This window comes from Pseudomonas sp. FP215, from assembly GCF_030687795.1.
Lineage (GTDB): Bacteria > Pseudomonadota > Gammaproteobacteria > Pseudomonadales > Pseudomonadaceae > Aquipseudomonas > Aquipseudomonas salmasensis.
Genome location: NZ_CP117447.1, coordinates 885,320 through 910,174 on the forward strand (window position 1 = coordinate 885,320; position 24,855 = coordinate 910,174).

Sequence of the window (24,855 nt, forward strand, 5' to 3'; positions counted from 1 at the left end):
AGTCAAATAATTTGTACAGGTTTGTGCGGGTGCGTTATTTCCAGCCGATTTTCCAGTCTTCAGCGTTTTTCAACGTTTCCCAGGGCAGGCGTTCGGCGCGCCGGGTGAGGACGGCTTGCAGTTCGATGTCCAGCACCGTGCCCTCGTCGTCACGGAACAACTCGGTGACCAGGAAGTGTTTTTCCTTGTGGCGCGGATGGGCTGCCGTCCATTTTGACAGCAGCAGTTTGGCGGGGTTGATGCGGTTCATTGCAGGTGCTCGATCAAGCGTCGCGCTGCTTCCTGGCCACTGAGCCAGGCACCTTCCACCCGACCGGAGAGGCACCAGTCGCCGCAGACGAACAAGCCCAAGTCGGCGTCGGCCAGCACACCGAACTCATGGCTGCTCGATGGGCGCGCGTAGAGCCAACGGTGCGCCAGGCTGAATGACGGCGCGGGCATGGCGCTGTGCAGCAATTCGGCAAAGGCGCCGTGCAGGTGTTCGATCACTGCTTCCTTGGGCAGGTCCAGGTGGGCCTTGCTCCAGGCGCTGGTGGCGTGCAGTACCCAGGTGTCGAGGGTGGTGTCGCGCCCGGGTTTACTGCGGTTGCGCGCCAGCCAGTCGAGGGGGCTGTCTTGCACGAAGCAGCCCTCCATCGGCGTATCCAGGGGCTTGTCGAATGCCAGGGCGATGGCCCAGGTCGGGTCCATTTTCACCCCGGCGGCGGCGCTCGCCAGCTTGGGCGCAGCGGCCAGCAGGGCGGTGGCTTGCGGAGCCGGCGTGGCAATGATCACGTGACTGAAAGGGCCGTGATTGCCGCCGTCCGCGTCGAGCAGGTTCCAGTGCTGCGTGCCCTGGAAGACTTCGGTGATGCGGCAACCGAACTCCACTGGCAAGTCGTCGAGCAGTGCGCGGGTGATGGCGCTCATGCGCGGCGTGCCCACCCAGCGGATCTGCTCATCGGGGGAGGGCGTCAGTTGCCCGGACTTGAAGTTATACAACTGCGGCTTCCATTGCTCAGCCCAGCCGTTGCTCTGCCAGCGCTGCACTTCGTTGACGAAGCGCCGGTCGCGGGCGGTGAAGTATTGCGCGCCCATGTCCAGCGCGCCGGCGTCGCTGCGCTTGCTGGACATGCGGCCACCGCTGCCGCGGCTTTTATCGAAAAGTTGTACTGCGTGCCCGGCGTCTTGTAACGCTCGGGCGGCGGAGAGACCGGCGATGCCGGTACCAATGATCGCGATGGGGACAGTCATGGGAGGCCTCGTTTTACCGTTGGGTACAGACTACGCCGACACCAATAGCTGTACAATATTGTTTTTTGGTATAAGTTTTGGCGTGCCTGATTGTGTGGCGTGACCTATGGTTAAGCTAAGGCTTAAACCCCCGTCACGCTCAAATATCAAATTGATCCCTGCTTATAAAATAGACCAGTGAGCGGCGGCGAACGTTACATGAGGAGAGTCCCATGCATATTTTGCTGACCGGCGGTACCGGCTTGATCGGTCGCCAACTCTGCAAGCACTGGCTCGCACAAGGGCATCGCCTGACCGTATGGAGCCGGCAACCGGAAACGGTCGCCCAGCTGTGTGGTGCACAGGTGCTCGGGGTGGCGCGTTTGCAAGAGGTGATTGGCGCGGTGGACGCGGTAGTCAACCTGGCAGGCGCGCCTATCGCCGACCGGCCTTGGACCCACAAGCGCAAGGCGTTGCTGTGGAACAGTCGCATTCACCTCACCGAAACCTTGCTGGCCTGGATGGAAAGCCTGGAGCAAAAACCGGCGGTGCTGATCTCCGGTTCTGCGGTGGGCTGGTACGGCGACGGCGGCGAGCGCGAACTGACCGAAGCCAGCGGCCCGGTGCAGGATGATTTCCCCAGCCAGTTGTGTATCGCCTGGGAGGAAACCGCCCAGCGTGCCGAAGCCTTGGGCATTCGTGTGGTGCTGGTGCGTACGGGGTTGGTGCTGTCTGCCGAGGGCGGCTTTTTGTCGCGCCTGCTGCTGCCGTTCAAACTGGCGCTGGGCGGGCCGATTGGCAATGGGCGGCAGTGGATGCCCTGGGTGCATATCAAGGATCAAATCGCCCTGATTGATTTTCTTCTGCACAAGCAAGACGCCAACGGTCCTTATAATGCCTGCGCGCCACACCCGGTGCGCAACCGCGAATTTGCCAAGACCCTGGGCCAGGTGCTGCACCGCCCGGCGTTCATGCCGATGCCGGCATTTGCGTTGAAGGTTGGCCTGGGTGAGTTGTCCGGCTTGTTGCTGGGCGGGCAAAAGGCTTTGCCTGAACGGCTGCAGGCCGCAGGTTTCACTTTCCAGTTCACTGAGTTGCGTGCGGCTCTGGACGACTTGTCCAGCCGCCTCTAAAGATAGGATGTTGCATGACCGATCACGCGTTGTTACTGGTCAACCTGGGTTCGCCAAAGTCCACTTCAGTGGCCGATGTGCGCAGCTACCTCAATCAGTTCCTGATGGACCCTTATGTGATCGACCTGCCGTGGCCGGTGCGGCGCTTGCTGGTGTCGCTGATCCTGATCAAGCGCCCCGAGCAATCGGCCCATGCCTATGCATCGATCTGGTGGGACGAGGGTTCGCCGCTGGTGGTTTTAAGCCGCCGCCTGCAACAGCAAATGACCGCGCAGTGGACCCAGGGCCCGGTGGAACTGGCGATGCGTTACGGCGAGCCGTCCCTGGAAACGGCCCTGACACGCCTGGCCGCCCAGGGTATTCAAAAAATCACATTGGCGCCGTTGTACCCGCAGTTTGCCGACAGCACCGTGACCACGGTGATAGAGGAAGCCAAGCGAGTGGTGCGCGACAAACGACTGAATGTGCAGTTTTCGATCCTGCAACCGTTCTACGATCAGCCTGAGTACCTGGATGCGCTGGCGGCGAGTGTGCGCGCTTATGTGGAGCAGGATTACGATCACTTGCTGCTCAGTTTCCATGGTTTGCCTGAGCGTCACCTGACCAAGCTCGACCCCACGGGCCAGCACTGCTTCAAGGACGCCGATTGCTGTAAGAATGCATCCCCCGAGGTGCTTGCCACTTGTTATCGCGCGCAGTGTTTCAGCGTGGCGCGGGACGTGGCCGCGCGGTTGGGTTTGCCGGAGGGTAAATGGTCGGTGGCGTTCCAGTCTCGCCTGGGGCGGGCCAAGTGGATCGAACCCTACACCGAGGCGCGCCTTGAGGCGTTGGCCCAGCAAGGCGTGAAGAAGCTGTTGGTGATGTGCCCGGCGTTTGTCGCCGATTGCATTGAGACGTTGGAGGAAATTGGTGATCGCGGTCGTGAGCAATTTCGTGAAGCGGGGGGCGAGGAGTTGGTGTTGGTGCCTTGCCTGAATGATGAGCCGCAGTGGGTGGCGGCGCTTAATACCCTGTGCGAACGGGCGCCGGTTGCCTTGTAAACGAGGCCTGGGGTGACCCAATTGTGGGAGCTGGCTTGCCTGCGATGGCGGCCTGCCAGCCGACGCCCATCTACCTGGCACCCCAACGATCCAACCGTGGGAGCTGGCTTGCCTGCGATGGCGGCCTGACAGCCGACGCCCAGCTACCTGACACCCCAACGATCCTACTGTGGGAGCGGGCTTGCTCGCGAAGGCGGCCTGGCAGTCAACACATTTGGATTGTGTACATATCCATTGCTGCGGTAACGGCTGCTTAGGGTTCCGCTCTGACAGCGGGTCACTTTTGGAAGGACCCAAAAGTAACCAAAAGGTCCTCGCCCCACCACTCGGCACCTCGCCTAGGCTCGGTGTGCCCGAACGCAGGCTTGAATCCGTGGGCCGCCGCCACGCGCCATCCATGGCGCGGGGCGGCTAACCCGGCGTCCTGCCGGGTTACCCACGAATTCAAGCCTGCGTTCGGCCAGCGTGGTTTGACGGGGCGCCTGAGATCAAAAGCAGATCAAGATCAAGAGCGGCTCGCTTCGCATCGTGGTTACCGTTGATTGCGACAGCGTTGTGTCGATATCTATGGTCATCGCAGGCAAGCCAGCTCCCACCATTTGACTGTATTTACAGATTAAGGGTCAGGCTAACCGTGAAGTTGCGCGGCTCGCCGGGGTTGACCCAATAGTTGCTATAAGACCGCTCGTAATACTTTTCATTGAACAGGTTGTTGAGGTTCAGCCCCACCGTCACGTTCTGCGTGGCCTTGTAATGGGCCAGCAAATCCACGGTGTGGTAGGCGGGCAGTTCGAAGCCTGTGCCGGCTTCGCCTGAGCGGTCACCCACATAGGTGAACGCTGCGCCCAGGTCTGAGCCACGCAGTGCGCCGTCCTGGAATTCATACACGCCCAACACACTGCCGCTGCGCTTTGCCACGCCGAGGATGCGGCTGCCCGTAGGAATGGTTTTGTCGCCCTTGGTCACTTCGGCGTCGATGTAGGCCAAGGCGCCGATCACGCGTACGGCATCGGTCATTTGCCCGGTTACTTGCAGGTCGAACCCCTGGCTACGGGCCTTGCCCATGGCGCGGTTGAGGTTGGTCGCCGGGTCGAGGGTCAGCACGTTTTCCTTTTCGATATGAAAGGCCGCAAGCGTGGCGCTGAGGCGGTCGTCAAACAGCTCGCTTTTGATTCCCACCTCGTAACCCACGCCTTCTTCGGGCTTGAAGGACTTGCCGCCAGCATCCAGGCCGCTATTGGGCTTGAACGAGGTGGAGGCGTTGGCAAATACGCCGACTTCTGGCGTGAGCTGGTAGAGCAGGCCGGCGCGCTGGGTGAAGGCGTCGTGGGTTTGGCGGCTCTTGGCGTGGTTGCGGGTGAAGTCGTCGGTGCTTTGTTCGAAATGCTCGAAGCGCGCACCGATCATGCCGCGCAGGCGGTCGGTGAAGATGATCTGGTCCTGCAGGTTCAATGCGTGGCTTTTGGTCTGTTCGAAGAAGTCGGTGCCGGAGCGTGTGCCGTTGGGTTTGGGCTGGCCGTACACCGGCTTGTAGATGTCGATGGGGTAGTCGCCAGCGATCGCCGTCACGCGCTCTTTCTTGCGGTAATCCTCGTATTCGGTACCAATCAACAGTTCGTGTTGCCAACTGCCGATATCGAACACCCCGCGCAGTTCCAGCTGGGTGATGCTGTCGTGCCAACCGGTGGAGCGTTCACGGTAGCGGCGGTTGACGCTGTGGCCGTCTGGGTTCAGCGCACGGCTTTCCGACGCATCGCCCCACAGGCTGCCTTGCTTGTAATGGCTGGCCAGGCGCAGTTTCCAGGCGTCGTTGAGGTGGTGTTCCAATTCCGCCTGGATGCGGTTGTTGTGGTTGCGGATATTGCCGTCGTTGGGCTCGCCGAGGAAGGTGGAATGGGACATGCCGGTATTGGCGACGATGCCTCGGTCGAAGGTGGAACTGTGGCGCACGAACTCGCTTTCCACCAGCAGGGTGGTGTCCGGGTCCAACTGCCAACTGAAGGAGGGCGCGACGAACACGCGCTTGGCGTCGACGTGATCGCGAAAGCTGTGGTTGTCTTCAACGGCCAGGTTCACTCGCGTCAGCACGCGCCCCTCGCTGTCCAGCGGCGTATTCACATCCAGCGCGGTGCGGTAGCGGTCCCAACTGCCGGCGCTGGTCTGCAGCGTGGTGAAGGCCTCGGGCTGGGGTTTCTTGGTGACGATATTCACCGTGCCGCCGGGATCGCCACGCCCATAGAGGCTGGCGGCGGGGCCCTTGAGCACTTCGATGCGCTCGATATTCGCTGCGTCCGGGGTGCTGGGGTAACCACGGTTGGCGCTGAAACCATCCTGGTAGAACTCGGACGTGGTGAAGCCGCGCACGCTGTATTCGTAGAGGGTCAGGCCGCCGAAGTTGTTTTGCTTGGACACACCGCCGGCGAATTCCAGGGCGCGCTCCACGCTGGTATTGCCCAAGTCCTTGAGCACCGTGGCCGGAATCACGCTGATCGATTGTGGGATGTCGCGCAACGCCGTGTCGGTCTTGGTCGCACTGGCAGAGCGGGTGGCACGGTAGCCGTCGACTGGGCCGGTGGCGGATTCATAGGCGTCGGAGGTGACGCTGATGGTGTCCAGTTCCAGGGTGTTTTCTTCGGCGTAGGCAGGGTCGAGCAGCAAACCCAGGGCCAGGCCGGCCAAGGGCACAAACTTTCGAGACGACATGATAGAGCGTTCCAATAGCGATATTGAAACAATATAACATGACTAATGAGAATGAATCGCTAAGAAATATGGCCTTACAAGCGCCCGCGAACGGGCGCTTGGGTCGCGACGGTTATTGCTCTTCTTTCACCGGCGCGGTCGCCGGTGGTGGGCGCAGGCCGATTTCTGCCGACAGTTTGATCTCCTTGCCGTTGCGCATCACCAGGATCGCCACCTTGTCGGTTGGCTTGATCCGCGCCACCTGGTTCATCGACTTGCGCCCATCACCCGCTGGCGCGCCGTCGATGCTGAGGATCACATCGCCCAGCTGCAGGCCGGCTTTCTGCGCCGGGCCGTCGCGGAAAATCCCCGCTACCACGATGCCTGGACGTCCGGTCAGGCCAAATGACTCTGCCAGTTCCTTGGTCAAAGGCTGTACTTCAATGCCCAGCCAGCCACGAATCACCTGGCCGTGTTCGATGATCGACTTCATCACTTCCATCGCCAGCTTCACCGGGATCGCAAAACCAATGCCCTGTGAACCGCCGGACTTGGAAAAAATCGCGGTGTTGATGCCGGTCAGGTTGCCATTGGCGTCCACCAGCGCACCGCCGGAGTTGCCAGGGTTGATCGCCGCGTCGGTCTGGATGAAATCTTCGTAGCTGTTAAGGCCCAGCTGGTTGCGCCCGGTGGCGCTGATGATGCCCATGGTCACCGTCTGGCCCACCCCGAACGGGTTGCCGATGGCCAGCGCCACATCGCCCACGCGCAAACCGTCGGAGCGGCCGAGGGTGATGGCCGGCAGGTTCTTCAGATCAATCTTGAGTACCGCCAGATCCGTTTCCGGGTCGCTACCCACCACGCGGGCCAGTGTTTCGCGGCCGTCACGCAGGGCCACCACGATCTGGTCAGCGCCAGTGGTCACGTGGTTATTGGTGAGGATGTAGCCTTCAGGGCTCATGATCACACCGGAGCCGAGGCTGGATTCCATACGGCGCTGCTTGGGGCCGTTGTCACCGAAATAGCGGCGAAATTGCGGGTCTTCAAACAACGGATGCGCAGGTTTGTTGATGACCTTGGTGGTGTACAGGTTGACCACCGCCGGCGCGGCAATGACCACGGCGTCGGCATAGGTCACCGGACCCTGCACCACCGTGTTGGTCTGCGGCGCCTGTTGCAGGTTCACATCCAGTGTGGGCAGGCCCACCCACTGGGGATAACGCTGGATAATCAGCATCGCGATCAGCACGCCAGCCAACAATGGCCATCCAAAAAAACGCAGTGCCTTGAGCATCAAGTAAGTCCTGACAGGTTGCAGGGGGCGGGAGAGCGCCCATAATGTCGCGCATTATACGAGGCTGTGACGCCTGCGAACGGGATATTTAGGAGTCTTTTATGGCCGTGCCCCTTACTACCCTCGTCGAGGAAGCCGACCGCTACCTCGGCAGCGCCAAAATTGCCGATTACTGCCCCAATGGCCTGCAGGTCGAGGGCCGGCCCCAAGTGATGCGCATCGTCAGTGGCGTGACCGCCAGCCAAGCCCTGCTGGACGCCGCCGTCGAAGCCAAGGCCGACCTGGTGCTGGTGCACCACGGTTACTTCTGGAAGGGCGAAAACCCCTGCATCACCGGCATGAAGCAACGCCGCCTCAAAACCCTGCTCAAGCATGACATCAGCCTGCTGGCCTACCACTTGCCCCTGGACCTGCACGCCGATGTCGGCAACAACGTGCAACTGGCTCGCCACCTGGACATCACCGTCGAAGGCCCGCTGGACCCTGGCAACCCCAAAGTCGTCGGCCTGGTAGGCTCCCTGGCCGAGCCCCTGTCACCCCGCGACTTCGCCCGCCGCGTGCAGGACGTGATGGGCCGCGAACCGCTGCTGATCGAAGGCAGCGAAATGATTCGCCGCGTCGGCTGGTGTACCGGTGGCGGCCAGGGCTACATCGACCAGGCGATTGCCGCCGGTGTCGATTTGTACCTGAGCGGTGAAGCGTCCGAACAGACCTTCCACAGCGCCCGGGAAAACAACATCAGCTTCATCGCCGCCGGCCATCACGCCACCGAACGTTATGGCGTGCAGGCGTTAGGCGACTACCTGGCGCGCCGCTTTGCCCTGGAGCACCTGTTCATCGACTGCCCCAACCCGATCTAAAGCACAGCGCTGAACACGGTGGGGTGTGGCTTGCCTGCGAGAATCGTAGGTCTCCACACAACTCGATCAACGGTAACCACGATGCGAAGCGCCCCCGGTGTCAGGGTAGTTGTCGTGTCCCCCGCTTTTTGAAAAGCATTCCGGGGGCGGCAAGAGTATGGTCATGCCTTTCTATTCAGAAGAACGTAAAGCTGCGCTGCTGAAAATGATGCTTCCGCCCCTGAGCCTCTCGGCGGCGGAGGTCGCTCGGCGCGAAGGTTGTAGCGATATGTCTCTCCATTATTGGCGCAAACAAGCTGCCGCCAGAGGAACGCAATTGTCCGATGCCAAGCAACCGGCCGAAAATTGGTCAGCCGAATCCAAGCTGGCGATCATCATAGAAACAGGTTCGCTATCGGAACTGGAAATCGGTGAGTACTGCCGACGAAAAGGTATTTTTCCCGAGCAAATAACCGATTGGCGCAACGCTTTTATTGCCGGCAGCACGAAACAGTCAACCGCGAAAACTGCAAGCTCCGGACAGTCACGAGATGATAAAAATCGTATCCGTGAACTTGAACGTGAGTTGCGCCGCAAAGATGCAGCCCTGGCTGAAACAGCGGCTTTACTGGTACTACGAAAAAAGCTCAATGCCTACTGGGGGAGCGACGACGAGGCCACCTGACCTTGTTGCCAGAACGGTATTTACTCGTTGATTGGCTTAATGAAGCCATTCTGGCGGGCGCCCGCAGGGCGCCTGCTTGTCAGGAGGTAGGCATTTCACTGAGGACGCTGCAACGCTGGAGCTTGCCGCAAGAACTCTTGGCAGATGGACGCACGACGACGCTCAGGCCGATACCGAACAACGCGCTCAGTGAGCTTGAGCGACAAGGCATCGTGACGCTGTGCAACAGCAAAGCTTACGCGCACCTCCCGCCAAGCCAGATCGTGCCGCAATTGGCCGATGAAGGAAGATATGTAGCCTCGGAGGCGACTTTTTATCGTGTGCTGCATGCGGCAGGTCAGCAGCATCACCGATCCAGAGCCAAGCGACCGCATCGCCATGAGGCACCGACCACTTACGCAGCGACTTCAGCTAATCAGGTGTGGTCATGGGACATCACCTACCTGCCGTCCCCGGTTCGCGGGAAATTTTACTATCTCTATCTGATCGAAGACATCTACAGCCGAAAAGCCGTGGGCTGGGAAGTTTATGAAGCAGAGCGGGGAAAAGGCGGCAGCGTTGCTGCAACGAAGCGTGACTCAGGAGAAGTGTTGGCGCCAGCCGCTGGTGCTTCACTCGGACAATGGTGCACCAATGAAATCGGTGACGTTACTGACCAAGATGTATGACCTGGGCATCACGCCGTCTCGCGGTCGACCACGGGTTAGCAACGACAACCCGTACTCGGAATCACTGTTCAGGACACTGAAATACTGCCCGCAGTGGCCACAGGCAGGGTTTACCAGCCTGGATGATGCGCGTATCTGGGTGAGGAATTTTATGACCTGGTACAACACCGTGCACCGTCATAGCCGGATCCGCTTCGTAACACCGGCTCAACGTCATGAAGGAAAAGACCGAGAAATCTTGGCTCGTCGAGATGCGATATACCGGCAGGCCAGAGAGAAAAGACCGGAACGATGGTCAGGAGAGACACGCAACTGGAACCCTATCGGGACGGTGTATCTGAACCCCGAAAGGGAGCTGACCGTGGTAATAAAAATCGCGTAGCGCGACGGTGGACGCGACAACTACCTTGAAAAACGCCGAGCGAGCCGCTCTTGATCTTGATCTGCTTTTGATCTTGATCTCAGGCGCCCCGTTAAACCACGCTGGCCGAACGCAGGCTTGAATTCGTGGGTAACCCGGCAGGACGCCGGGTTAGCCGCCCCGCGCCATGGATGGCGCGTGGCGGCGGCCCACGGATTCAAGCCTGTGTTCGGGCACACCGAGCCTAAGCGAGGTGCCGAGTGGTGGGGCAAGAGCCCTTTTGGTTACTTTTGGGGCTCTTTTCCAAAAGTGACCCGCCGTCAGGGCGGAACCCTAGGTGGCCGTTACCTAAATAACGGATATGTACCCGGTCCAACTGTGTTGACTGTTAGGCCGCCTTCGCGAGCAAGCCCGCACATTTGGATCGCGGTGCGTCAGCTAGATCAGCGTCGGTTATCAGTCCGTCACGGGAGCAAGCTCCCTCGCCACAGTATGGCTTTCGCAGGCAAGCCAGCTCCCACACTGCCCAGATTGAAGCCCAAACCGGCCGGCATATTCATATATCGTTTCGGTCTAGCTGGCGCCCTAAATAGAAGAAGTTGCTGTGCTAGCATGCCTCGCTCGAACACGGCCCGCTGGCCGTCCATAAGATCGTTTTTCCGTGAGTAACCATGGTCGACAAACTGACGCATCTGAAACAGCTGGAGGCGGAAAGCATCCACATCATCCGCGAGGTCGCCGCCGAGTTCGATAACCCGGTGATGCTCTACTCGATCGGTAAAGACTCCGCCGTGATGCTGCACCTGGCACGCAAGGCCTTCTTCCCAGGCAAGCTGCCGTTCCCGGTGATGCACGTCGACACCCGCTGGAAATTCCAGGAAATGTACACGTTCCGCGACAAGATGGTCGAGGAGCTGGGCCTGGACCTCATCACCCACATCAACCCCGATGGCGTGGCGCAGAACATCAACCCGTTCACCCACGGCAGCGCCAAGCACACCGATATCATGAAGACCGAGGGCCTCAAGCAAGCGCTGGACAAGCATGGTTTCGACGCAGCATTCGGCGGTGCCCGTCGCGATGAAGAGAAATCCCGTGCCAAAGAGCGCGTGTACTCGTTCCGCGACAGCAAACACCGCTGGGACCCAAAAAACCAACGCCCCGAGCTGTGGAACGTCTACAACGGCAACGTCAACAAGGGCGAGTCGATCCGTGTGTTCCCGCTGTCCAACTGGACCGAGCTGGACATCTGGCAGTACATCTACCTGGAAGGCATCCCGATCGTGCCGCTGTATTTCGCCGCCGAGCGTGAGGTGATCGAGAAGAACGGCACGTTGATCATGATCGACGACGACCGCATCCTTGAGCACCTGTCCGACGAAGACAAAGCCCGCATCGTCAAAAAGAAAGTACGTTTCCGCACCCTTGGCTGCTACCCGTTGACGGGTGCGGTGGAGTCCGAAGCCGAGACGCTGACGGACATCATTCAGGAAATGCTCCTGACGCGAACTTCCGAGCGCCAGGGCCGTGTCATCGACCACGATGGTGCCGGCTCGATGGAAGATAAAAAACGTCAAGGCTATTTCTAAGGGGCTGTCATGTCGCATCAATCTGATTTGATCAGCGAGGACATCCTCGCCTACCTGGGCCAGCACGAGCGCAAAGAGATGTTGCGCTTCCTGACCTGCGGCAACGTCGACGACGGCAAGAGCACCCTGATCGGGCGCCTGCTGCACGACTCCAAGATGATCTACGAGGATCACCTGGAAGCCATTACCCGCGACTCGAAAAAGTCCGGCACCACCGGTGACGATATCGACCTGGCGTTGCTGGTCGATGGCCTGCAGGCCGAGCGTGAGCAGGGCATCACCATCGATGTCGCCTACCGCTATTTCTCCACCGCCAAGCGCAAATTCATCATCGCCGACACCCCCGGCCATGAGCAGTACACCCGCAACATGGCCACCGGTGCGTCCACCTGTGACCTGGCGATCATCCTGATCGACGCCCGCTACGGCGTGCAGACCCAGACCCGTCGCCACAGCTACATCGCCTCGTTGCTGGGCATCAAACACATCGTGGTGGCCATCAACAAGATGGACATCAACGGCTTTGACCAAAGCGTATTCGAGTCGATCAAGGCCGATTACCTGAAGTTCGCCGAAGGTATCGCGTTCAAGCCGAGCACCCTGGCCTTCGTGCCGATGTCGGCGCTCAAGGGCGACAACGTGGTGAACAAGAGCGAGCGTTCGCCCTGGTACACCGGCCAGTCGCTGATGGAGATCTTGGAGACTGTCGAGATCGCCAACGACCGCAACTACACCGACCTGCGTTTCCCGGTGCAATACGTCAACCGCCCGAACCTGAACTTCCGTGGGTTTGCCGGCACCTTGGCGAGCGGCATCGTGCACAAGGGCGACGAAGTGGTGGTGTTGCCGTCGGGCAAGAGCAGCCGCGTCAAATCCATCGTCACCTTTGAAGGCGAGCTGGAACACGCAGGCCCAGGCCAGGCCGTGACCTTGACCATGGAAGACGAGATCGACATCTCCCGTGGCGATCTGTTGGTGCATGCCGACAACGTGCCGCAAGTGACCGATGCCTTCGACGCCATGCTGGTGTGGATGGCTGAAGAACCGATGCTGCCGGGCAAGAAATACGACATCAAACGCGCCACCAGCTACGTGCCGGGTTCCATCACCAGCATCGTGCACCGCGTGGATGTGAACACCCTGGCCGAAGGCCCGGCGAGTTCGCTGCAGCTCAACGAGATTGGCCGGGTCAAGGTCAGCCTGGACGCCGCCATCGCCCTGGACGGTTACGACAGCAACCGCACCACCGGCGCGTTTATCGTGATCGATCGCTTGACCAACGGTACAGTGGCCGCGGGTATGATCATCGCACCGCCGGTGGGTCATGGCGGCGCAGCGCAGCACGGCAGCCTGGCGCATGTGGCCACCGAAGAGCGCGCCCTGCGTTTCGGCCAGCAGCCGGCCACGGTGTTGTTCAGCGGTTTGTCGGGCGCTGGCAAGAGCACCCTGGCCTATGCGGTCGAGCGCAAGCTGTTCGACATGGGCCGTGCGGTGTTCGTACTGGACGGCCAGAACCTGCGCCACGACCTGAACAAAGGGTTGCCGCAGGACCGTGCCGGGCGTACCGAGAACTGGCGTCGTGCCGCTCATGTGGCGCGCCAGTTCAACGAAGCCGGCCTGCTGACCCTGGCGGCCTTCGTTGCCCCGGATGCCGAAGGCCGTGAACAGGCCAAGGCGCTGATCGGTGCCGACCGCTTGCTGACCGTCTACGTACAGGCATCGCCGTTGGTGTGCGCCGAGCGTGACCCGCAAGGTTTGTACGCGGCCGGTGGGGATAACATTCCTGGCGAATCTTTCCCGTATGACGTGCCGTTGAATGCTGATCTGGTGATCGACACTCAGGCATTGTCGTTGGAAGACAGCGTCAAGCAAGTGCTGGAGCTGTTGCGTCAGCGCGGCGCGATCTAAACTTCGCGGCCATAAAAAAGCCCGCCATCGATCACTCGGTGGCGGGCTTTTACATGCTTGAGGCCTGGCTATTGCTTTCTGTAGGAGCGAGCTTGCTCGCGAAAAACGTCAACGATTACGTGTGCTTCCTGGATAAACGCGGCGCCTATGAGTTTTTCGCGAGCAAGCTCGCTCCTACCGAGTGATATTAAGGCAAGCCTGCTCCCCATGTTGATCAGCGGCTGGCCGGAAAGTCTTTGTGAAGCTGCTCCAGCAACGCATCCTTGTCTTGCCACAACCGGTTGATCCAGCCCTGGAACGCCAACCGATAGTCCCCATCCTGCTCATAATTCTTGCCGATGAACTCAGCCGGGATCTGTACTTCTTCAAAGTGCACCACCACGTCCTTCACATTGCCGCACAGCAGATCCCAATAACCTGGGCGCCCGCCGGGGTAGTGGATGGTCACATTCACCAGTGATTTGAGCTGCTCACCCATGGCATCCAGCACAAACGCAATACCGCCCGCCTTGGGTTTAAGCAGGTAGCGAAACGGTGACTGCTGCTGCGCATGCTTGCCCGGGGTAAAGCGGGTGCCTTCGGCAAAGTTAAAAATCCCCACGGGGTTATCGCGAAACTTCGCGCAGGTCTTGCGCGTGGTTTCCAGGTCTTTGCCTTTCTTCTCCGGGTGCTTCTCCAAATAAGCCTTGCTGTAGCGCTTCATGAAGGGAAAGCCCAGTGCCCACCACGCCAGGCCAATCACCGGTACCCAGATCAGCTCTTGCTTGAGGAAGAACTTCAGCGGGCGAATGCGCCGATTGAGCACGTACTGCAACACCATGATGTCGACCCAGCTCTGATGGTTGCTGGTCACCAGGTACGAGTGCTGGTAGTCCAAGCCCTCAAGGCCGGTCAGGTGCCAGCGCGTACGCCGCACCAGGTTCATCCAGCCCTTGTTGTTGGTGACCCAGGCTTCGTGGGTGTGGTTCATCAGCCATTCGCTCAGGCGCTTGGCAAACGGCAGCGCCTTGAACAGCGCCACGATGAACAGGAACGAACACAGCAGGATCGTGTTCAGCGCCAGCAACAGCGAAGCGATCACCCCGCGCACGGCGGCAGGTAGAAAATCCAGCATTTAGATATCCATGGGTCGGTTGGCGGCTTGGATCGCCGTGAGGGCGATGGTGTACACGATGTCGTCCACCTGGGCGCCACGTGGCAGGTCATTGACCGGTTTGCGCAGGCCCTGGAGCATCGGCCCCAGGCTCACGCAATCGGCGCTGCGTTGTACGGCTTTGTGGGTGGTGTTGCCGGTGTTCAGGTCTGGGAACACAAACACGGTGGCCTTGCCTGCCACCTGGCTGTTGGGCGCCAGTTGCCGGGCGACGTTTTCGTTGGCGGCGGCGTCGTATTGCAACGGGCCGTCGATCAGCAGCGAGCTTTGTTGTTCGTGGGCGAGCAGGGTGGCTTCGCGGACTTTTTCCACTTCCTCGCCGCTGGCCGAGTCACCGCTGGAATAGCTGATCATCGCCACCCGTGGCGTGATGCCGAACGCGGCTGCCGAGTCGGCGCTTTGCAGGGCGATCTCTGCCAGTTCTGCAGCGCTTGGGTGCGGGTTCATCACGCAGTCGCCGTACACCAGCACCTGCTCGGGGAACAGCATGAAGAACACCGACGACACCAAGGTGCAGCCCGGCGCGGTCTTGATCAACTGTAACGCGGGGCGAATGGTGTTGGCGGTGGAGTGAATCACGCCGGAGACCAGGCCATCCACTTCGTCGAGGGCGAGCATCATGGTGGCGATCACCACGGTGTCTTCCAGTTGTTGCTCGGCCATGGGCGCGTTGAGGCTTTTGCTCTTGCGCAGGGCGACCATCGGCTCCACGTAGCGTTGGCGAATCAGGTCGGGGTCGAGAATCTCCAGGCCTTCGGGCAGGTCGATACCCTGGGCACGGGCAACGGCTTCCACATCCGCAGGCTTGGCCAACAGCACGCAACGGGCAATGCCGCGGGCCTGGCAGATCGCGGCGGCCTGTACGGTCAGCGGCTCACTGCCTTCGGGCAGCACGATACGTTTGTTGGCGGCCTGGGCGCGTTGGATCAGTTGGTAACGGAACACCGCCGGCGACAGGCGCATCTCCCGTGGCGTGCCGCAACGCTGGTGCAGCCAGCGTGCATCGAGGTGGCTGGCGACAAAATCGGTGATGATTTCCGCGCGCTCGCGGTCATCGATGGGGATTTCCTTGTTGAGGCTATTGAGCTGGTTGGCGGTGTCATAGGAGCCGGTGCTCACCGACAACACCGGCAACCCGGCCTGGAAGGCGCCTCGGCACAGATCCATGATGCGCGGGTCGGGCAGGGTGTCGCTGGTCAGCAGCAGCCCGGCCAGCGGCACGCCATTGATGGCGGCCAGGCTGACGGCGAGGATGATGTCGTCGCGATCGCCCGGGGTCACCACCAACACGCCGGGTTTGAGCAGTTCGACGGTGTTACGCATGGTGCGCGCGCAAATGATGATCTTGGTCATGCGCCGGCTTTCGTAGTCGCCGGCGTTGAGGATCTGCGCGCCCATCAAGTCCGCCACATCGCGGGTGCGCGGAGCATTCAGCTCGGGTTGGTAGGGGATGCAGCCGAGCAGCCGGAAATCACCGCTGCGCAACAGCGGCGAATGCTCTTTGAGGCGCGCCGAGAAGGCTTCCATGCTTTCGTCGGTGCGTACCTTGTTGAGGATCACGCCCAGCACTTTCGGATCTTTGGGGCCGCCAAACAGTTGGGCCTGCAATTCCACGCGGCCGGAAAGCTCGGTGAGCACTTCGTTTTCCGGGGCCGAGACCAGGATCACTTCTGCGTCCAGGCTCTTGGCCAGGTGCAGGTTGACCCGTGCCGCATAGCTGGCGCTGCGGGTAGGCACCATGCCTTCGACGATCAGCACGTCCTTGCCTACGGCTGCCTGTTGGTAAAGGGTGATGATCTCTTCGAGCAGCTCATCGAGCTGGCCGTCGCCGAGCATGCGCTCTACGTGAGCCAGGCCAAGCGGTTGCGGCGGTTTCAGGCCGTGGGTGCGCGCCACCAGCTCGGTGGAGCGTTCCGGCCCGGTGTCGCCAGGGTGTGGTTGGGCAATGGGTTTGAAAAAGCCGACTTTCAGGCCGGCCCGTTCCAGGGTACGCACCAGCCCAAGGCTGATGGAGGTCAGACCCACACCAAAATCGGTGGGCGCGATAAAAAAAGTCTGCATGCGAATTCTCTGGAGGTGCATGGCTTGGGTGGCGCTCTATGGGTGAGTGCCTACCGCGAATCAGGCGCCAAGGTTATCGTTATTCGTGCCCTTGCGCACACCAGCCGCACGCAAAGGCCTGGCCTATTTTTTCAAGGCGTTGCGCGGGGTCGAGCACCCAGGCGCGTGACTGCCAGGGCGGCTGGTGGCGCAGGTGCTGGGTGTGGCCGCAAGACAGCTCGGCCACCCAGTGCCCATCGTCGTCTTGATGAAAACCTGTGATCGTGACCGTTGATCGGCCCCGTCCGTCCGGGTTCCGTTCGCTTTCGGGCAAATCCTTGTTTAGACTTGTCCGTTCTTCATTCTTATGCAAAAGGTCTCGCCCCATGACGATCGCCGCTAACAAGGCTGTCTCCATCGACTATACCCTGACCAACGACGCTGGTGAGGTCATCGACAGCTCCGCCGGCGGCGCGCCGCTGGTTTACCTGCAAGGCGCAGGCAACATCATCCCGGGCTTGGAAAAGGCTCTGGAAGGCAAGAGCGTCGGTGACGAACTGACCGTCGCCGTAGAACCTGAAGATGCCTACGGCGAATACTCCGCCGAACTGGTCAGCACCTTGAGCCGCAGCATGTTCGAAGGTGTTGATGAGCTGGAAGTGGGCATGCAGTTCCACGCTTCGGCGCCGGACGGCCAAATGCAGATCGTCACCATCCGCGACCTGGACGGCGACGACGTCACCGTTGACGGTAACCACCCTCTGGCTGGCCAGCGCCTGAACTTCCAAGTGAAGATCGTGGCCATCCGCGACGCTTCCCAGGAAGAAGTGGCTCACGGCCACGTCCACGGTGAAGGCGGTCATCACCATTGATTGATGTTTTGATCAAGTGGTAGCAAAAACGCCCCGACTGGTTCGGGGCGTTTTTTTTTTGCCCTGAGAATATCCCCGGTCAACTCTCTGTAGGAACGAGCTTGCTCGCGAAAAACCTGAGAGCCCCGCTGGGCGCCAGGCTTCCCGTGTCATCGTTAACGATTTTCGCGAGCAAGCTCGCTCCTACAGTTGTTGGGCGTGTTTTTCGGCGCACACAAAAATGCCCCGGACCTTTCGGTGCGGGGCATTTCTTAACTGTTACACAGCCTGAGCTGCGTTGCAGTTGTTACCACTTAGGCTGCAGCAGGAACGCTCAGAGCCTTGATGTGGCCATTCAGGCGGCTCTTATGGCGAGCGGCCTTGTTCTTGTGGATGATGCCTTTATCGGCCATACGGTCGATAACAGGCACAGCCAGAACGTAAGCTGCTTGAGCTTTTTCAGCGTCTTTGGTGTCGATGGCTTTGACTACATTCTTGATGTAGGTGCGAACCATGGAACGCAGGCTGGCGTTGTGGCTGCGACGCTTCTCAGCCTGTTTTGCACGTTTTTTGGCGGAAGGTGTGTTGGCCACCGTCGAGCTCCTCGAAAGACTTTTTAGGAAATAGCAAACAAAATAGGCCGCGAATCATGCCGATGACTTGACGGGTTGTCAAGGGCGGCTGATGCGAACTGCTGAGTGGTCGATCTGAAGAGGCGGGTGATTTATTTCCGGCGCTTGACCTGTAAACTCGCGAGCTTTGGCTCTGTGCTGTTGCAGGCGCGCAGTATCGCATAAGTGGGCGCGTAGTTCGCCTGCTCTTTATCTATAGGCGCAAACTCTTTCAATGAATCTGCTCAAATCGTTGGCTGCCGTCAGCTCTATCACGATGATTTCCCGGGTTTTGGGGTTCGTGCGTGACACCCTGCTGGCACGCATCTTTGGGGCCAGCATGGCCACGGATGCGTTCTTTATTGCCTTTAAACTGCCCAACCTGTTGCGGCGGATCTTCGCCGAAGGCGCATTTTCCCAGGCGTTCGTGCCGATCCTGGCCGAATACAAGACCCAGCATGGCGAGGAGGCGACTCGTACGTTCATCGCCTACGTCTCGGGTTTGCTGACCCTGGTGCTGATGCTGGTAACCATCGTGGGAATGCTCGCCGCGCCCTGGGTGATCTGGGCCACGGCGCCTGGTTTTGCCAATACGCCGGAAAAGTTCGCGCTCACCACTGATCTGCTGCGGGTGACCTTTCCTTATATATTGCTGATTTCCCTGTCTTCGCTCGCTGGGGCGATCCTCAATACCTGGAACCGTTTCTCGGTGCCGGCCTTCGTGCCGACCTTGCTGAACGTCAGCATGATTATTTTTGCGCTGTTCCTCACACCGTACTTCGACCCGCCCGTCATGGCGCTGGGTTGGGCGGTGCTGGCCGGCGGCCTGGCACAGTTGCTGTACCAGCTGCCCCACCTGAAAAAAATCGGCATGCTCGTACTGCCGCGCCTGAACCTCAAGGACACTGGCGTGTGGCGCGTCATGCGCAACATGCTGCCGGCGATCCTCGGGGTGTCGGTCAGTCAGATCTCCCTGATCATCAACACCGCGTTCGCCTCGTTGCTGGTATCCGGCTCGGTGTCGTGGATGTACTACGCCGACCGCCTTATGGAATTGCCATCCGGTGTGCTGGGTGTGGCGTTGGGCACGATCCTGCTGCCGACCTTGGCGCGTACCTATGCCAGCAAGGATCGCCAGGAATATTCGCGCATCCTCGATTGGGGCCTGCGCCTGTGCTTTTTGCTGGTGCTGCCGTGCGCCCTGGCCCTGGGCATCCTCGCCGAACCGTTGACGGTCTCGCTGTTTCAGTACGGGCAGTTCGACGCCCATGACGCCTTGATGACCCAGCATGCGCTGGTCGCCTACTCTGTCGGCCTGCTCGGCATTATCGTGATCAAGGTGCTGGCGCCGGGCTTCTACGCCCAGCAAAACATCCGCACCCCGGTGAAAATCGCGATTTTTACCCTAGTCGTGACGCAATTGCTCAACCTGGTGTTTATCGGCCCGCTGGCCCACGCCGGCCTGGCCTTGGCGATCAGCGCAGGTGCATGCATAAACGCAGGCCTGCTGTTTTACCAATTGCGTAAACAACAGATGTATCAACCACAGCCAGGCTGGGGCGTGTTTGCGCTCAAGCTGCTGGTGGCGGTCGCCGCGATGTCGGTTGTGCTGTTTGGCCTGATGCACATCATGCCGGCCTGGTGCCAAGGCAATATGCTGGAGCGCTTCATGCGCCTGGGTGTATTGGTCGTGGCGGGCGTGGTGGTGTACTTCGGGATGTTGCTGTTGCAGGGTTTTCGCCTGCGCGATTTCAATCGCAAGTCGTTGGGATAGCGAGTTTGCCGCGATAAAACGATTGTTTTATCGATTCGACCCATTTGGCCTGCGCTGTTGCCTGTCGTCCGGGGCTGGGTGTGGTTATAATCGACCACTTTATGAGCAAGAAGCGCGTTATGCAGCTGGTTCGAGGTCTCCACAACCTGCGCCCCGAGCATCGGGGCTGCGTCGCCACTATTGGCAACTTTGACGGTGTTCACCGTGGCCACCAGGCTATCCTGGCTCGGCTGCGCGAGCGTGCGGTCGAGTTGGGCGTGCCCAGCTGCGTGGTGATTTTTGAGCCGCAACCGCGGGAGTTCTTTACCCCGCAAACCGCGCCGGCCCGCTTGGCGCGCTTGCGGGACAAGTTGCAGCTGTTGGCGGAAGAGGGCGTGGACCGTGTCCTCTGCCTGGCATTCAACCAGCGTTTGCGCAGCCTCAGCGCCGCCGAGTTCGTCGACCGCATCCTGGTGGACGGCTTGGGTGTGCAGCACCTGGAGGTCGGCGACGACTTCCATTTCGGTTGTGACCGGGTCGGGGATTTCGATTTCCTGCAGCATGCCGGCGTCAATCAGGGTTTCACTGTCGAAGCCGCGCAAACCGTCGAACTGGACGGCTTGCGCGTGAGCAGCACCCAGGTGCGTAACGCCCTGGCCGCCGCCGACTTCGACCTGGCCGAGCGTTTGCTCGGTCGCCCGTTCCGCATTGCCGGGCGGGTACTGCACGGCCAGAAGCTGGCGCGCCAACTGGGCACGCCAACCGCCAACGTGCAACTCAAGCGCCGTCGTGTGCCGCTGACCGGGGTTTACCTGGTAAGCGTCGACATCGACGGCCAATCGTGGCCAGGAGTCGCCAATATAGGCGTCAGGCCCACGGTTGCAGGTGATGGCAAGGCCCACCTGGAAGTTCACCTTTTGGATTTTGCCGGTGATTTATACGACCGGCGTTTGACGGTGGTTTTCCACCAGAAGCTGCGTGAAGAGCAGCGTTTCGCCTCCCTTGAGGCGTTGAAAACGGCGATCAATGCGGATGTCGCCGCCGCCCGTGCACTAGCCGCACCTAGCGCCCATCGCTAACCGAAGAGCCTTAAATGACCGACTATAAAGCCACGCTAAACCTTCCGGACACCGCCTTCCCAATGAAGGCCGGCCTGCCACAGCGCGAACCGCAGATCCTGCAGCGCTGGGACAGTATTGGCCTGTACGGAAAGTTGCGCGAAATTGGCAAGGATCGTCCGAAATTCGTCCTGCACGACGGCCCTCCTTATGCCAACGGCACGATTCACATCGGTCATGCGCTGAACAAGATTCTCAAGGACATGATCCTGCGCTCCAAGACCCTGTCGGGCTTTGACGCGCCGTATGTCCCGGGTTGGGACTGCCACGGCCTGCCGATCGAACACAAAGTCGAAGTGACCTACGGCAAGAACCTGGGCGCGGACAAGACCCGCGAACTGTGCCGTGCCTACGCCGCCGAACAGATCGAAGGGCAGAAGTCCGAGTTCATCCGCCTGGGTGTGCTGGGCGAGTGGGACAACCCTTACAAAACCATGAGTTTCAAGAACGAGGCCGGTGAAATCCGTGCCTTGGCCGAAATCGTCAAGGGCGGTTTCGTGTTCAAGGGCCTCAAGCCCGTGAACTGGTGCTTTGACTGCGGTTCGGCCCTGGCCGAAGCGGAAGTGGAGTACGAAGACAAGAAGTCCTCGACCATCGACGTGGCCTTCCCGATCGCCGACGACGCCAAGCTGGCCGAGGCGTTCGGCCTGGCAAGCCTGGCCAAGCCAGCCGCCATCGTGATCTGGACCACCACCCCCTGGACCATCCCGGCCAACCAGGCGCTGAACGTGCACCCGGAATTCACCTACGCCCTGGTGGATGTTGGTGATCGCCTGCTGGTGCTGGCCGAAGAAATGGTCGAGTCGTGCCTGGCGCGTTACGAGCTGCAAGGTTCGGTAATCGCCACCACCACCGGTTCTGCGCTGGAGCTGATCAACTTCCGTCACCCGTTCTATGACCGTCTGTCGCCGGTGTACCTGGCTGACTACGTCGAGCTGGGTTCGGGTACTGGCATTGTTCACTGCTCGCCTGCCTATGGTGTGGACGACTTCGTGATCTGCAAGAAGTACGGCATGGTCAACGATGACATCATCAACCCGGTGCAGAGCAACGGCGTATACGTGCCTTCGCTCGAGTTCTTCGGTGGCCAGTTCATCTTCAAGGCCGACCAACCGATCATCGAAAAGCTGCGTGAAGTCGGTGCGCTGATGCAAACCGCCACCATCCAGCACAGCTACATGCATTGCTGGCGTCATAAGACCCCGCTGATCTACCGCGCTACGGCGCAGTGGTTTATCGGCATGGACAAAGAGCCGACCAGCGGCGACACCCTGCGCGTACGTTCGCTCAAGGCCATCGAAGACACCACGTTCGTTCCGGCCTGGGGCCAGGCGCGCCTGCACTCGATGATCGCCAACCGTCCTGACTGGTGCATCTCCCGCCAGCGTAACTGGGGCGTGCCGATCCCGTTCTTCCTGAACAAGGAAAGCGGCGAGCTGCACCCACGCACCGTCGAGTTGATGGAAGTCGTGGCCCAGCGCGTTGAGCAAGAAGGCATCGAAGCCTGGTTCAAGCTGGACGCCGCCGAGCTGCTGGGCGACGAAGCGCCGCTGTACGACAAGATCAGCGACACCCTGGATGTGTGGTTCGATTCGGGCACCACTCACTGGCACGTGCTGCGTGGCTCGCACCCGATGGGTCACGAGACCGGCCCGCGCGCCGACCTGTACCTGGAAGGTTCGGACCAACACCGTGGCTGGTTCCACTCGTCATTGCTGACCGGTTGCGCCATCGACAATCACGCGCCGTACCGCGAGCTGCTGACTCACGGCTTCACCGTCGACGAGACGGGCCGCAAGATGTCCAAGTCGCTGAAGAACGTGATCGAACCGAAAAAGATCAACGACACCTTGGGCGCCGACATCATGCGCCTATGGGTGGCCTCCACCGATTACTCGGGTGAAATCGCCGTGTCGGACCAGATCCTGGCCCGCAGCGCCGACGCCTACCGTCGTATCCGCAATACCGCGCGCTTCCTGCTGTCGAACCTGACCGGTTTCAACCCGGCCACCGACCTGCTGCCGGCCGAAGACATGCTCGCCCTGGACCGTTGGGCCGTGGACCGTACCCTGTTGCTGCAGCGCGAGCTGCAAGAGCACTACGGCGAATACCGCTTCTGGAACGTCTACTCCAAGATCCACAACTTCTGCGTGCAGGAGCTGGGCGGTTTCTACCTCGACATCATCAAGGACCGTCAGTACACCACCGGCGCCAACAGCAAGGCGCGCCGTTCGGCGCAGACCGCGCTGTACCACATCAGCGAAGCGCTGGTGCGCTGGATCGCACCGATCCTGGCGTTCACCGCCGACGAGCTGTGGGAATACCTGCCGGGCGAGCGTAACGAGTCCGTCATGCTCAACACCTGGTACGAAGGCTTGACCGAACTGCCGGCCGACTTCGAACTGGGCCGCGAGTACTGGGCAGGCGTCATGGCCGTCAAGGTTGCAGTGAACAAGGAGCTGGAAGTCCAACGTGCGGCCAAGGTCGTGGGTGGCAACCTGCAAGCCGAAGTCACTCTGTTTGCCGAAGATGGCCTGACCGCCGACCTGGCCAAGCTGAGCAACGAACTGCGCTTCGTGCTGATCACCTCTACCGCGAGCCTGGCACCTTTCGCCCAGGCCCCGGCAGATGCCGTGGTCACCGAGGTGCCGGGCCTGAAGCTCAAAGTGGTGAAGTCGGCCTTCCCTAAGTGCGCCCGTTGCTGGCACTGCCGTGAAGATGTCGGTGTGAACCCTGAGCACCCGGAAATCTGCGGTCGTTGTGTCGATAACATCAGCGGTGAAGGCGAGGTTCGCCACTATGCCTAATGCAGCCAGTCGTTTCGGACGTCTGGGCTGGCTCGTACTGAGCCTGCTGGTGCTGGTCATTGACCAGGTCAGCAAGGCTCACTTCGAAGGCTCCCTGGAAATGTTCCAGCAAATCGTGGTGATCCCGGATTACTTCAGCTGGACCCTGGCCTACAACACTGGCGCCGCCTTCAGCTTTCTGGCTGATGGCGGTGGCTGGCAGCGCTGGCTGTTCGCGGTGATCGCCGTGGTGGTGAGTGCCGTGCTGGTGGTGTGGCTCAAGCGCCTGGGCCGCGACGACACCTGGCTGGCCATCGCGCTGGCGCTGGTGTTGGGCGGCGCGCTGGGTAACCTGTATGACCGCATCGCCCTGGGCCATGTGATCGACTTTATCCTGGTGCATTGGCAGAACCGCTACTACTTCCCGGCGTTCAACTTTGCCGACAGCGCCATCACCGTTGGTGCAATCATGCTGGCGCTGGATATGTTCAAGAGCAAGAAAACCGGAGAAACCGTCAATGACTGATCAGGTATTGGCTGAGCAACGCATCGGCCAGAACACGGAAGTCACTTTGCATTTCGCATTGCGCCTGGAGAATGGCGACACGGTAGACAGCACTTTCGATAAGGCCCCGGCAACCTTCAAGGTGGGCGACGGTAACCTGCTGCCTGGTTTTGAAGCAGCATTGTTCGGGTTCAAGGCGGGCGACAAGCGCAACCTGCAGATCCTGCCGGAAAACGCCTTCGGCCAACCCAACCCGCAAAACGTGCAGATCATCCCGCGTTCGCAGTTCGAAGGCATGGACCTGTCGGAAGGTTTGCTGGTGATCTTCAATGATGCGGCCAATACCGAATTGCCCGGAGTGGTTAAAGCCTTCGATGATGCGCAAGTGACCATCGACTTTAACCATCCGTTGGCCGGTAAAACCTTGACGTTTGATGTTGAAATCATCGACGTTAAAGCGCTCTAACTGACGAAACCGGTTCCTGTGGGGCTGGCTTGTGTGGGAGCTGGCTTGCCTGCGATAGCATCACCTCGGTGTACCTGATACATCGAGTCGTTTGCATCGCGGGCAAGCCCGCTCCCACAGACGCTTATTCTATAGAGCTGAGTTGATCCAATTTCTTGGCC

General features: G+C 60.3%; 19 protein-coding genes and 1 pseudogene. 12 read left to right on the top strand and 8 right to left on the bottom strand.

Annotated features, from left to right (window positions below; genetic code table 11):
- Positions 1-34: 34 nt before the first annotated feature.
- Entirely contained in the window at positions 35-250 is a 216-nt protein-coding gene (locus PSH76_RS03845) for a TIGR02450 family Trp-rich protein (RefSeq protein ID WP_044271430.1), read from the bottom strand.
- Positions 247-1,233 carry an NAD(P)/FAD-dependent oxidoreductase gene (locus PSH76_RS03850; protein WP_014716849.1) on the bottom strand — a complete coding sequence of 329 codons (987 nt, stop codon included), beginning with the start codon at positions 1,231-1,233 and terminating at the stop codon, positions 247-249. Before PSH76_RS03850 ends, PSH76_RS03845 begins: the two co-directional genes overlap by 4 nt.
- A 212-nt stretch (positions 1,234-1,445) precedes the next feature.
- Here PSH76_RS03850 and PSH76_RS03855 point away from each other — a divergent pair, with 212 nt between their 5' ends.
- Both PSH76_RS03855 and hemH read left to right on the top strand, forming a co-directional pair.
- On the top strand, positions 1,446-2,345 hold the full coding sequence (locus PSH76_RS03855) for a TIGR01777 family oxidoreductase (RefSeq protein WP_032893645.1): 900 nt from the start codon (positions 1,446-1,448) through the stop codon (positions 2,343-2,345).
- Between the two features lie 14 nt (positions 2,346-2,359).
- Positions 2,360-3,385, top strand: a complete 1,026-nt coding sequence (hemH, locus tag PSH76_RS03860) for a ferrochelatase (RefSeq protein WP_305493616.1) — start codon at positions 2,360-2,362, stop codon at positions 3,383-3,385.
- Between the two features lie 609 nt (positions 3,386-3,994).
- Here the strand turns inward: hemH and PSH76_RS03865 are convergent.
- Positions 3,995-6,088, bottom strand: coding sequence for a TonB-dependent siderophore receptor (locus PSH76_RS03865; RefSeq protein WP_305493617.1), 2,094 nt, complete (start codon positions 6,086-6,088; stop codon positions 3,995-3,997).
- Between the two features lie 112 nt (positions 6,089-6,200).
- Positions 6,201-7,361, bottom strand: a complete 1,161-nt coding sequence (gene algW, locus PSH76_RS03870) for a Do family serine endopeptidase AlgW (protein ID WP_003188388.1) — start codon at positions 7,359-7,361, stop codon at positions 6,201-6,203.
- Positions 7,362-7,462: 101 nt separating this feature from the next.
- Between algW and PSH76_RS03875 the strand changes: the two genes are divergently transcribed.
- The 4 genes and pseudogenes from PSH76_RS03875 (at position 7,463) to cysN (ending at position 13,411) form a co-directional block, all read left to right on the top strand.
- On the top strand, positions 7,463-8,221 hold the full coding sequence (locus tag PSH76_RS03875; protein WP_032893642.1) for a Nif3-like dinuclear metal center hexameric protein: 759 nt from the start codon (positions 7,463-7,465) through the stop codon (positions 8,219-8,221).
- 163 nt (positions 8,222-8,384) lie between these two features.
- A pseudogene (locus PSH76_RS03880) lies at positions 8,385-9,935 on the top strand (IS3 family transposase).
- 650 nt (positions 9,936-10,585) lie between these two features.
- Positions 10,586-11,503, top strand: a complete 918-nt coding sequence (cysD, locus tag PSH76_RS03885; protein WP_179029646.1) for a sulfate adenylyltransferase subunit CysD — start codon at positions 10,586-10,588, stop codon at positions 11,501-11,503.
- A gap of 9 nt (positions 11,504-11,512) precedes the next feature.
- Complete coding sequence (gene cysN / locus PSH76_RS03890) at positions 11,513-13,411, top strand: sulfate adenylyltransferase subunit CysN (protein ID WP_003188392.1); 1,899 nt, start codon at positions 11,513-11,515, stop codon at positions 13,409-13,411.
- Between the two features lie 214 nt (positions 13,412-13,625).
- Here cysN and PSH76_RS03895 read toward each other — a convergent pair whose 3' ends face one another.
- The 3 genes from PSH76_RS03895 to PSH76_RS03905 all read right to left on the bottom strand — a co-directional run bounded on the left by PSH76_RS03895 (position 13,626) and on the right by PSH76_RS03905 (position 16,992).
- A complete protein-coding gene (locus tag PSH76_RS03895; RefSeq protein WP_138761265.1) occupies positions 13,626-14,525 on the bottom strand; it encodes an acyltransferase in 900 nt (299 codons plus the stop codon).
- Entirely contained in the window at positions 14,526-16,625 is a 2,100-nt protein-coding gene (pta, locus tag PSH76_RS03900; protein ID WP_003188396.1) for a phosphate acetyltransferase, read from the bottom strand. It abuts the gene before it with no gap.
- A 79-nt stretch (positions 16,626-16,704) separates the two neighbouring features.
- Entirely contained in the window at positions 16,705-16,992 is a 288-nt protein-coding gene (locus PSH76_RS03905) for a DUF3565 domain-containing protein (protein WP_102666761.1), read from the bottom strand.
- Between PSH76_RS03905 and PSH76_RS03910 the strand changes: the two genes are divergently transcribed.
- Positions 16,991-17,476 (top strand): peptidylprolyl isomerase, encoded by a 486-nt coding sequence (locus PSH76_RS03910; protein WP_027606858.1) that lies wholly within the window; start codon positions 16,991-16,993, stop codon positions 17,474-17,476. The two genes, PSH76_RS03905 and PSH76_RS03910, sit on opposite strands and share 2 nt — an antisense overlap.
- 293 nt (positions 17,477-17,769) lie before the next feature.
- On the opposite strand, the gene rpsT is transcribed toward PSH76_RS03910, so the two are convergent.
- Complete coding sequence (rpsT, locus tag PSH76_RS03920) at positions 17,770-18,048, bottom strand: 30S ribosomal protein S20 (protein WP_003188401.1); 279 nt, start codon at positions 18,046-18,048, stop codon at positions 17,770-17,772.
- Positions 18,049-18,301: 253 nt separating this feature from the next.
- On the opposite strand from rpsT, the gene murJ reads away from it, so the two are divergent.
- From murJ to PSH76_RS03945, 5 genes are all read left to right on the top strand, one after another.
- Positions 18,302-19,840: a murein biosynthesis integral membrane protein MurJ gene (gene murJ / locus PSH76_RS03925; RefSeq protein WP_305493618.1), complete on the top strand. Its 1,539-nt coding sequence runs from the start codon at positions 18,302-18,304 to the stop codon at positions 19,838-19,840.
- A gap of 119 nt (positions 19,841-19,959) precedes the next feature.
- A complete protein-coding gene (gene ribF / locus PSH76_RS03930; protein ID WP_057701670.1) occupies positions 19,960-20,898 on the top strand; it encodes a bifunctional riboflavin kinase/FAD synthetase in 939 nt (312 codons plus the stop codon).
- Positions 20,899-20,912: 14 nt separating this feature from the next.
- A complete protein-coding gene (gene ileS, locus PSH76_RS03935; RefSeq protein ID WP_305493619.1) occupies positions 20,913-23,744 on the top strand; it encodes an isoleucine--tRNA ligase in 2,832 nt (943 codons plus the stop codon).
- Positions 23,737-24,249: a signal peptidase II gene (gene lspA, locus PSH76_RS03940; protein ID WP_044270796.1), complete on the top strand. Its 513-nt coding sequence runs from the start codon at positions 23,737-23,739 to the stop codon at positions 24,247-24,249. Before ileS ends, lspA begins: the two co-directional genes overlap by 8 nt.
- A gap of 7 nt (positions 24,250-24,256) precedes the next feature.
- Complete coding sequence (locus PSH76_RS03945; protein ID WP_169855857.1) at positions 24,257-24,694, top strand: peptidylprolyl isomerase; 438 nt, start codon at positions 24,257-24,259, stop codon at positions 24,692-24,694.
- Positions 24,695-24,855: the final 161 nt, after the last annotated feature.

Bases quoted from the DNA above. Each gene is read 5' to 3' on its own strand.
- PSH76_RS03845 (WP_044271430.1), bottom strand. From the start codon at position 250: ATGAACCGCATCAACCCCGCCAAACTGCTGCTGTCAAAATGGACGGCA.
- murJ (WP_305493618.1), top strand. From the start codon at position 18,302: ATGAATCTGCTCAAATCGTTGGCTGCCGTCAGCTCTATCACGATGATT.
- PSH76_RS03905 (WP_102666761.1), bottom strand. From the start codon at position 16,992: ATGGGGCGAGACCTTTTGCATAAGAATGAAGAACGGACAAGTCTAAAC.
- hemH (WP_305493616.1), top strand. From the start codon at position 2,360: ATGACCGATCACGCGTTGTTACTGGTCAACCTGGGTTCGCCAAAGTCC.
- cysD (WP_179029646.1), top strand. From the start codon at position 10,586: ATGGTCGACAAACTGACGCATCTGAAACAGCTGGAGGCGGAAAGCATC.
- cysN (WP_003188392.1), top strand. From the start codon at position 11,513: ATGTCGCATCAATCTGATTTGATCAGCGAGGACATCCTCGCCTACCTG.
- lspA (WP_044270796.1), top strand. From the start codon at position 23,737: ATGCCTAATGCAGCCAGTCGTTTCGGACGTCTGGGCTGGCTCGTACTG.
- PSH76_RS03865 (WP_305493617.1), bottom strand. From the start codon at position 6,088: ATGTCGTCTCGAAAGTTTGTGCCCTTGGCCGGCCTGGCCCTGGGTTTG.
- ribF (WP_057701670.1), top strand. From the start codon at position 19,960: ATGCAGCTGGTTCGAGGTCTCCACAACCTGCGCCCCGAGCATCGGGGC.
- PSH76_RS03875 (WP_032893642.1), top strand. From the start codon at position 7,463: ATGGCCGTGCCCCTTACTACCCTCGTCGAGGAAGCCGACCGCTACCTC.
- PSH76_RS03910 (WP_027606858.1), top strand. From the start codon at position 16,991: ATGACGATCGCCGCTAACAAGGCTGTCTCCATCGACTATACCCTGACC.
- ileS (WP_305493619.1), top strand. From the start codon at position 20,913: ATGACCGACTATAAAGCCACGCTAAACCTTCCGGACACCGCCTTCCCA.
- algW (WP_003188388.1), bottom strand. From the start codon at position 7,361: ATGCTCAAGGCACTGCGTTTTTTTGGATGGCCATTGTTGGCTGGCGTG.
- pta (WP_003188396.1), bottom strand. From the start codon at position 16,625: ATGCAGACTTTTTTTATCGCGCCCACCGATTTTGGTGTGGGTCTGACC.
- PSH76_RS03895 (WP_138761265.1), bottom strand. From the start codon at position 14,525: ATGCTGGATTTTCTACCTGCCGCCGTGCGCGGGGTGATCGCTTCGCTG.
- PSH76_RS03850 (WP_014716849.1), bottom strand. From the start codon at position 1,233: ATGACTGTCCCCATCGCGATCATTGGTACCGGCATCGCCGGTCTCTCC.
- PSH76_RS03855 (WP_032893645.1), top strand. From the start codon at position 1,446: ATGCATATTTTGCTGACCGGCGGTACCGGCTTGATCGGTCGCCAACTC.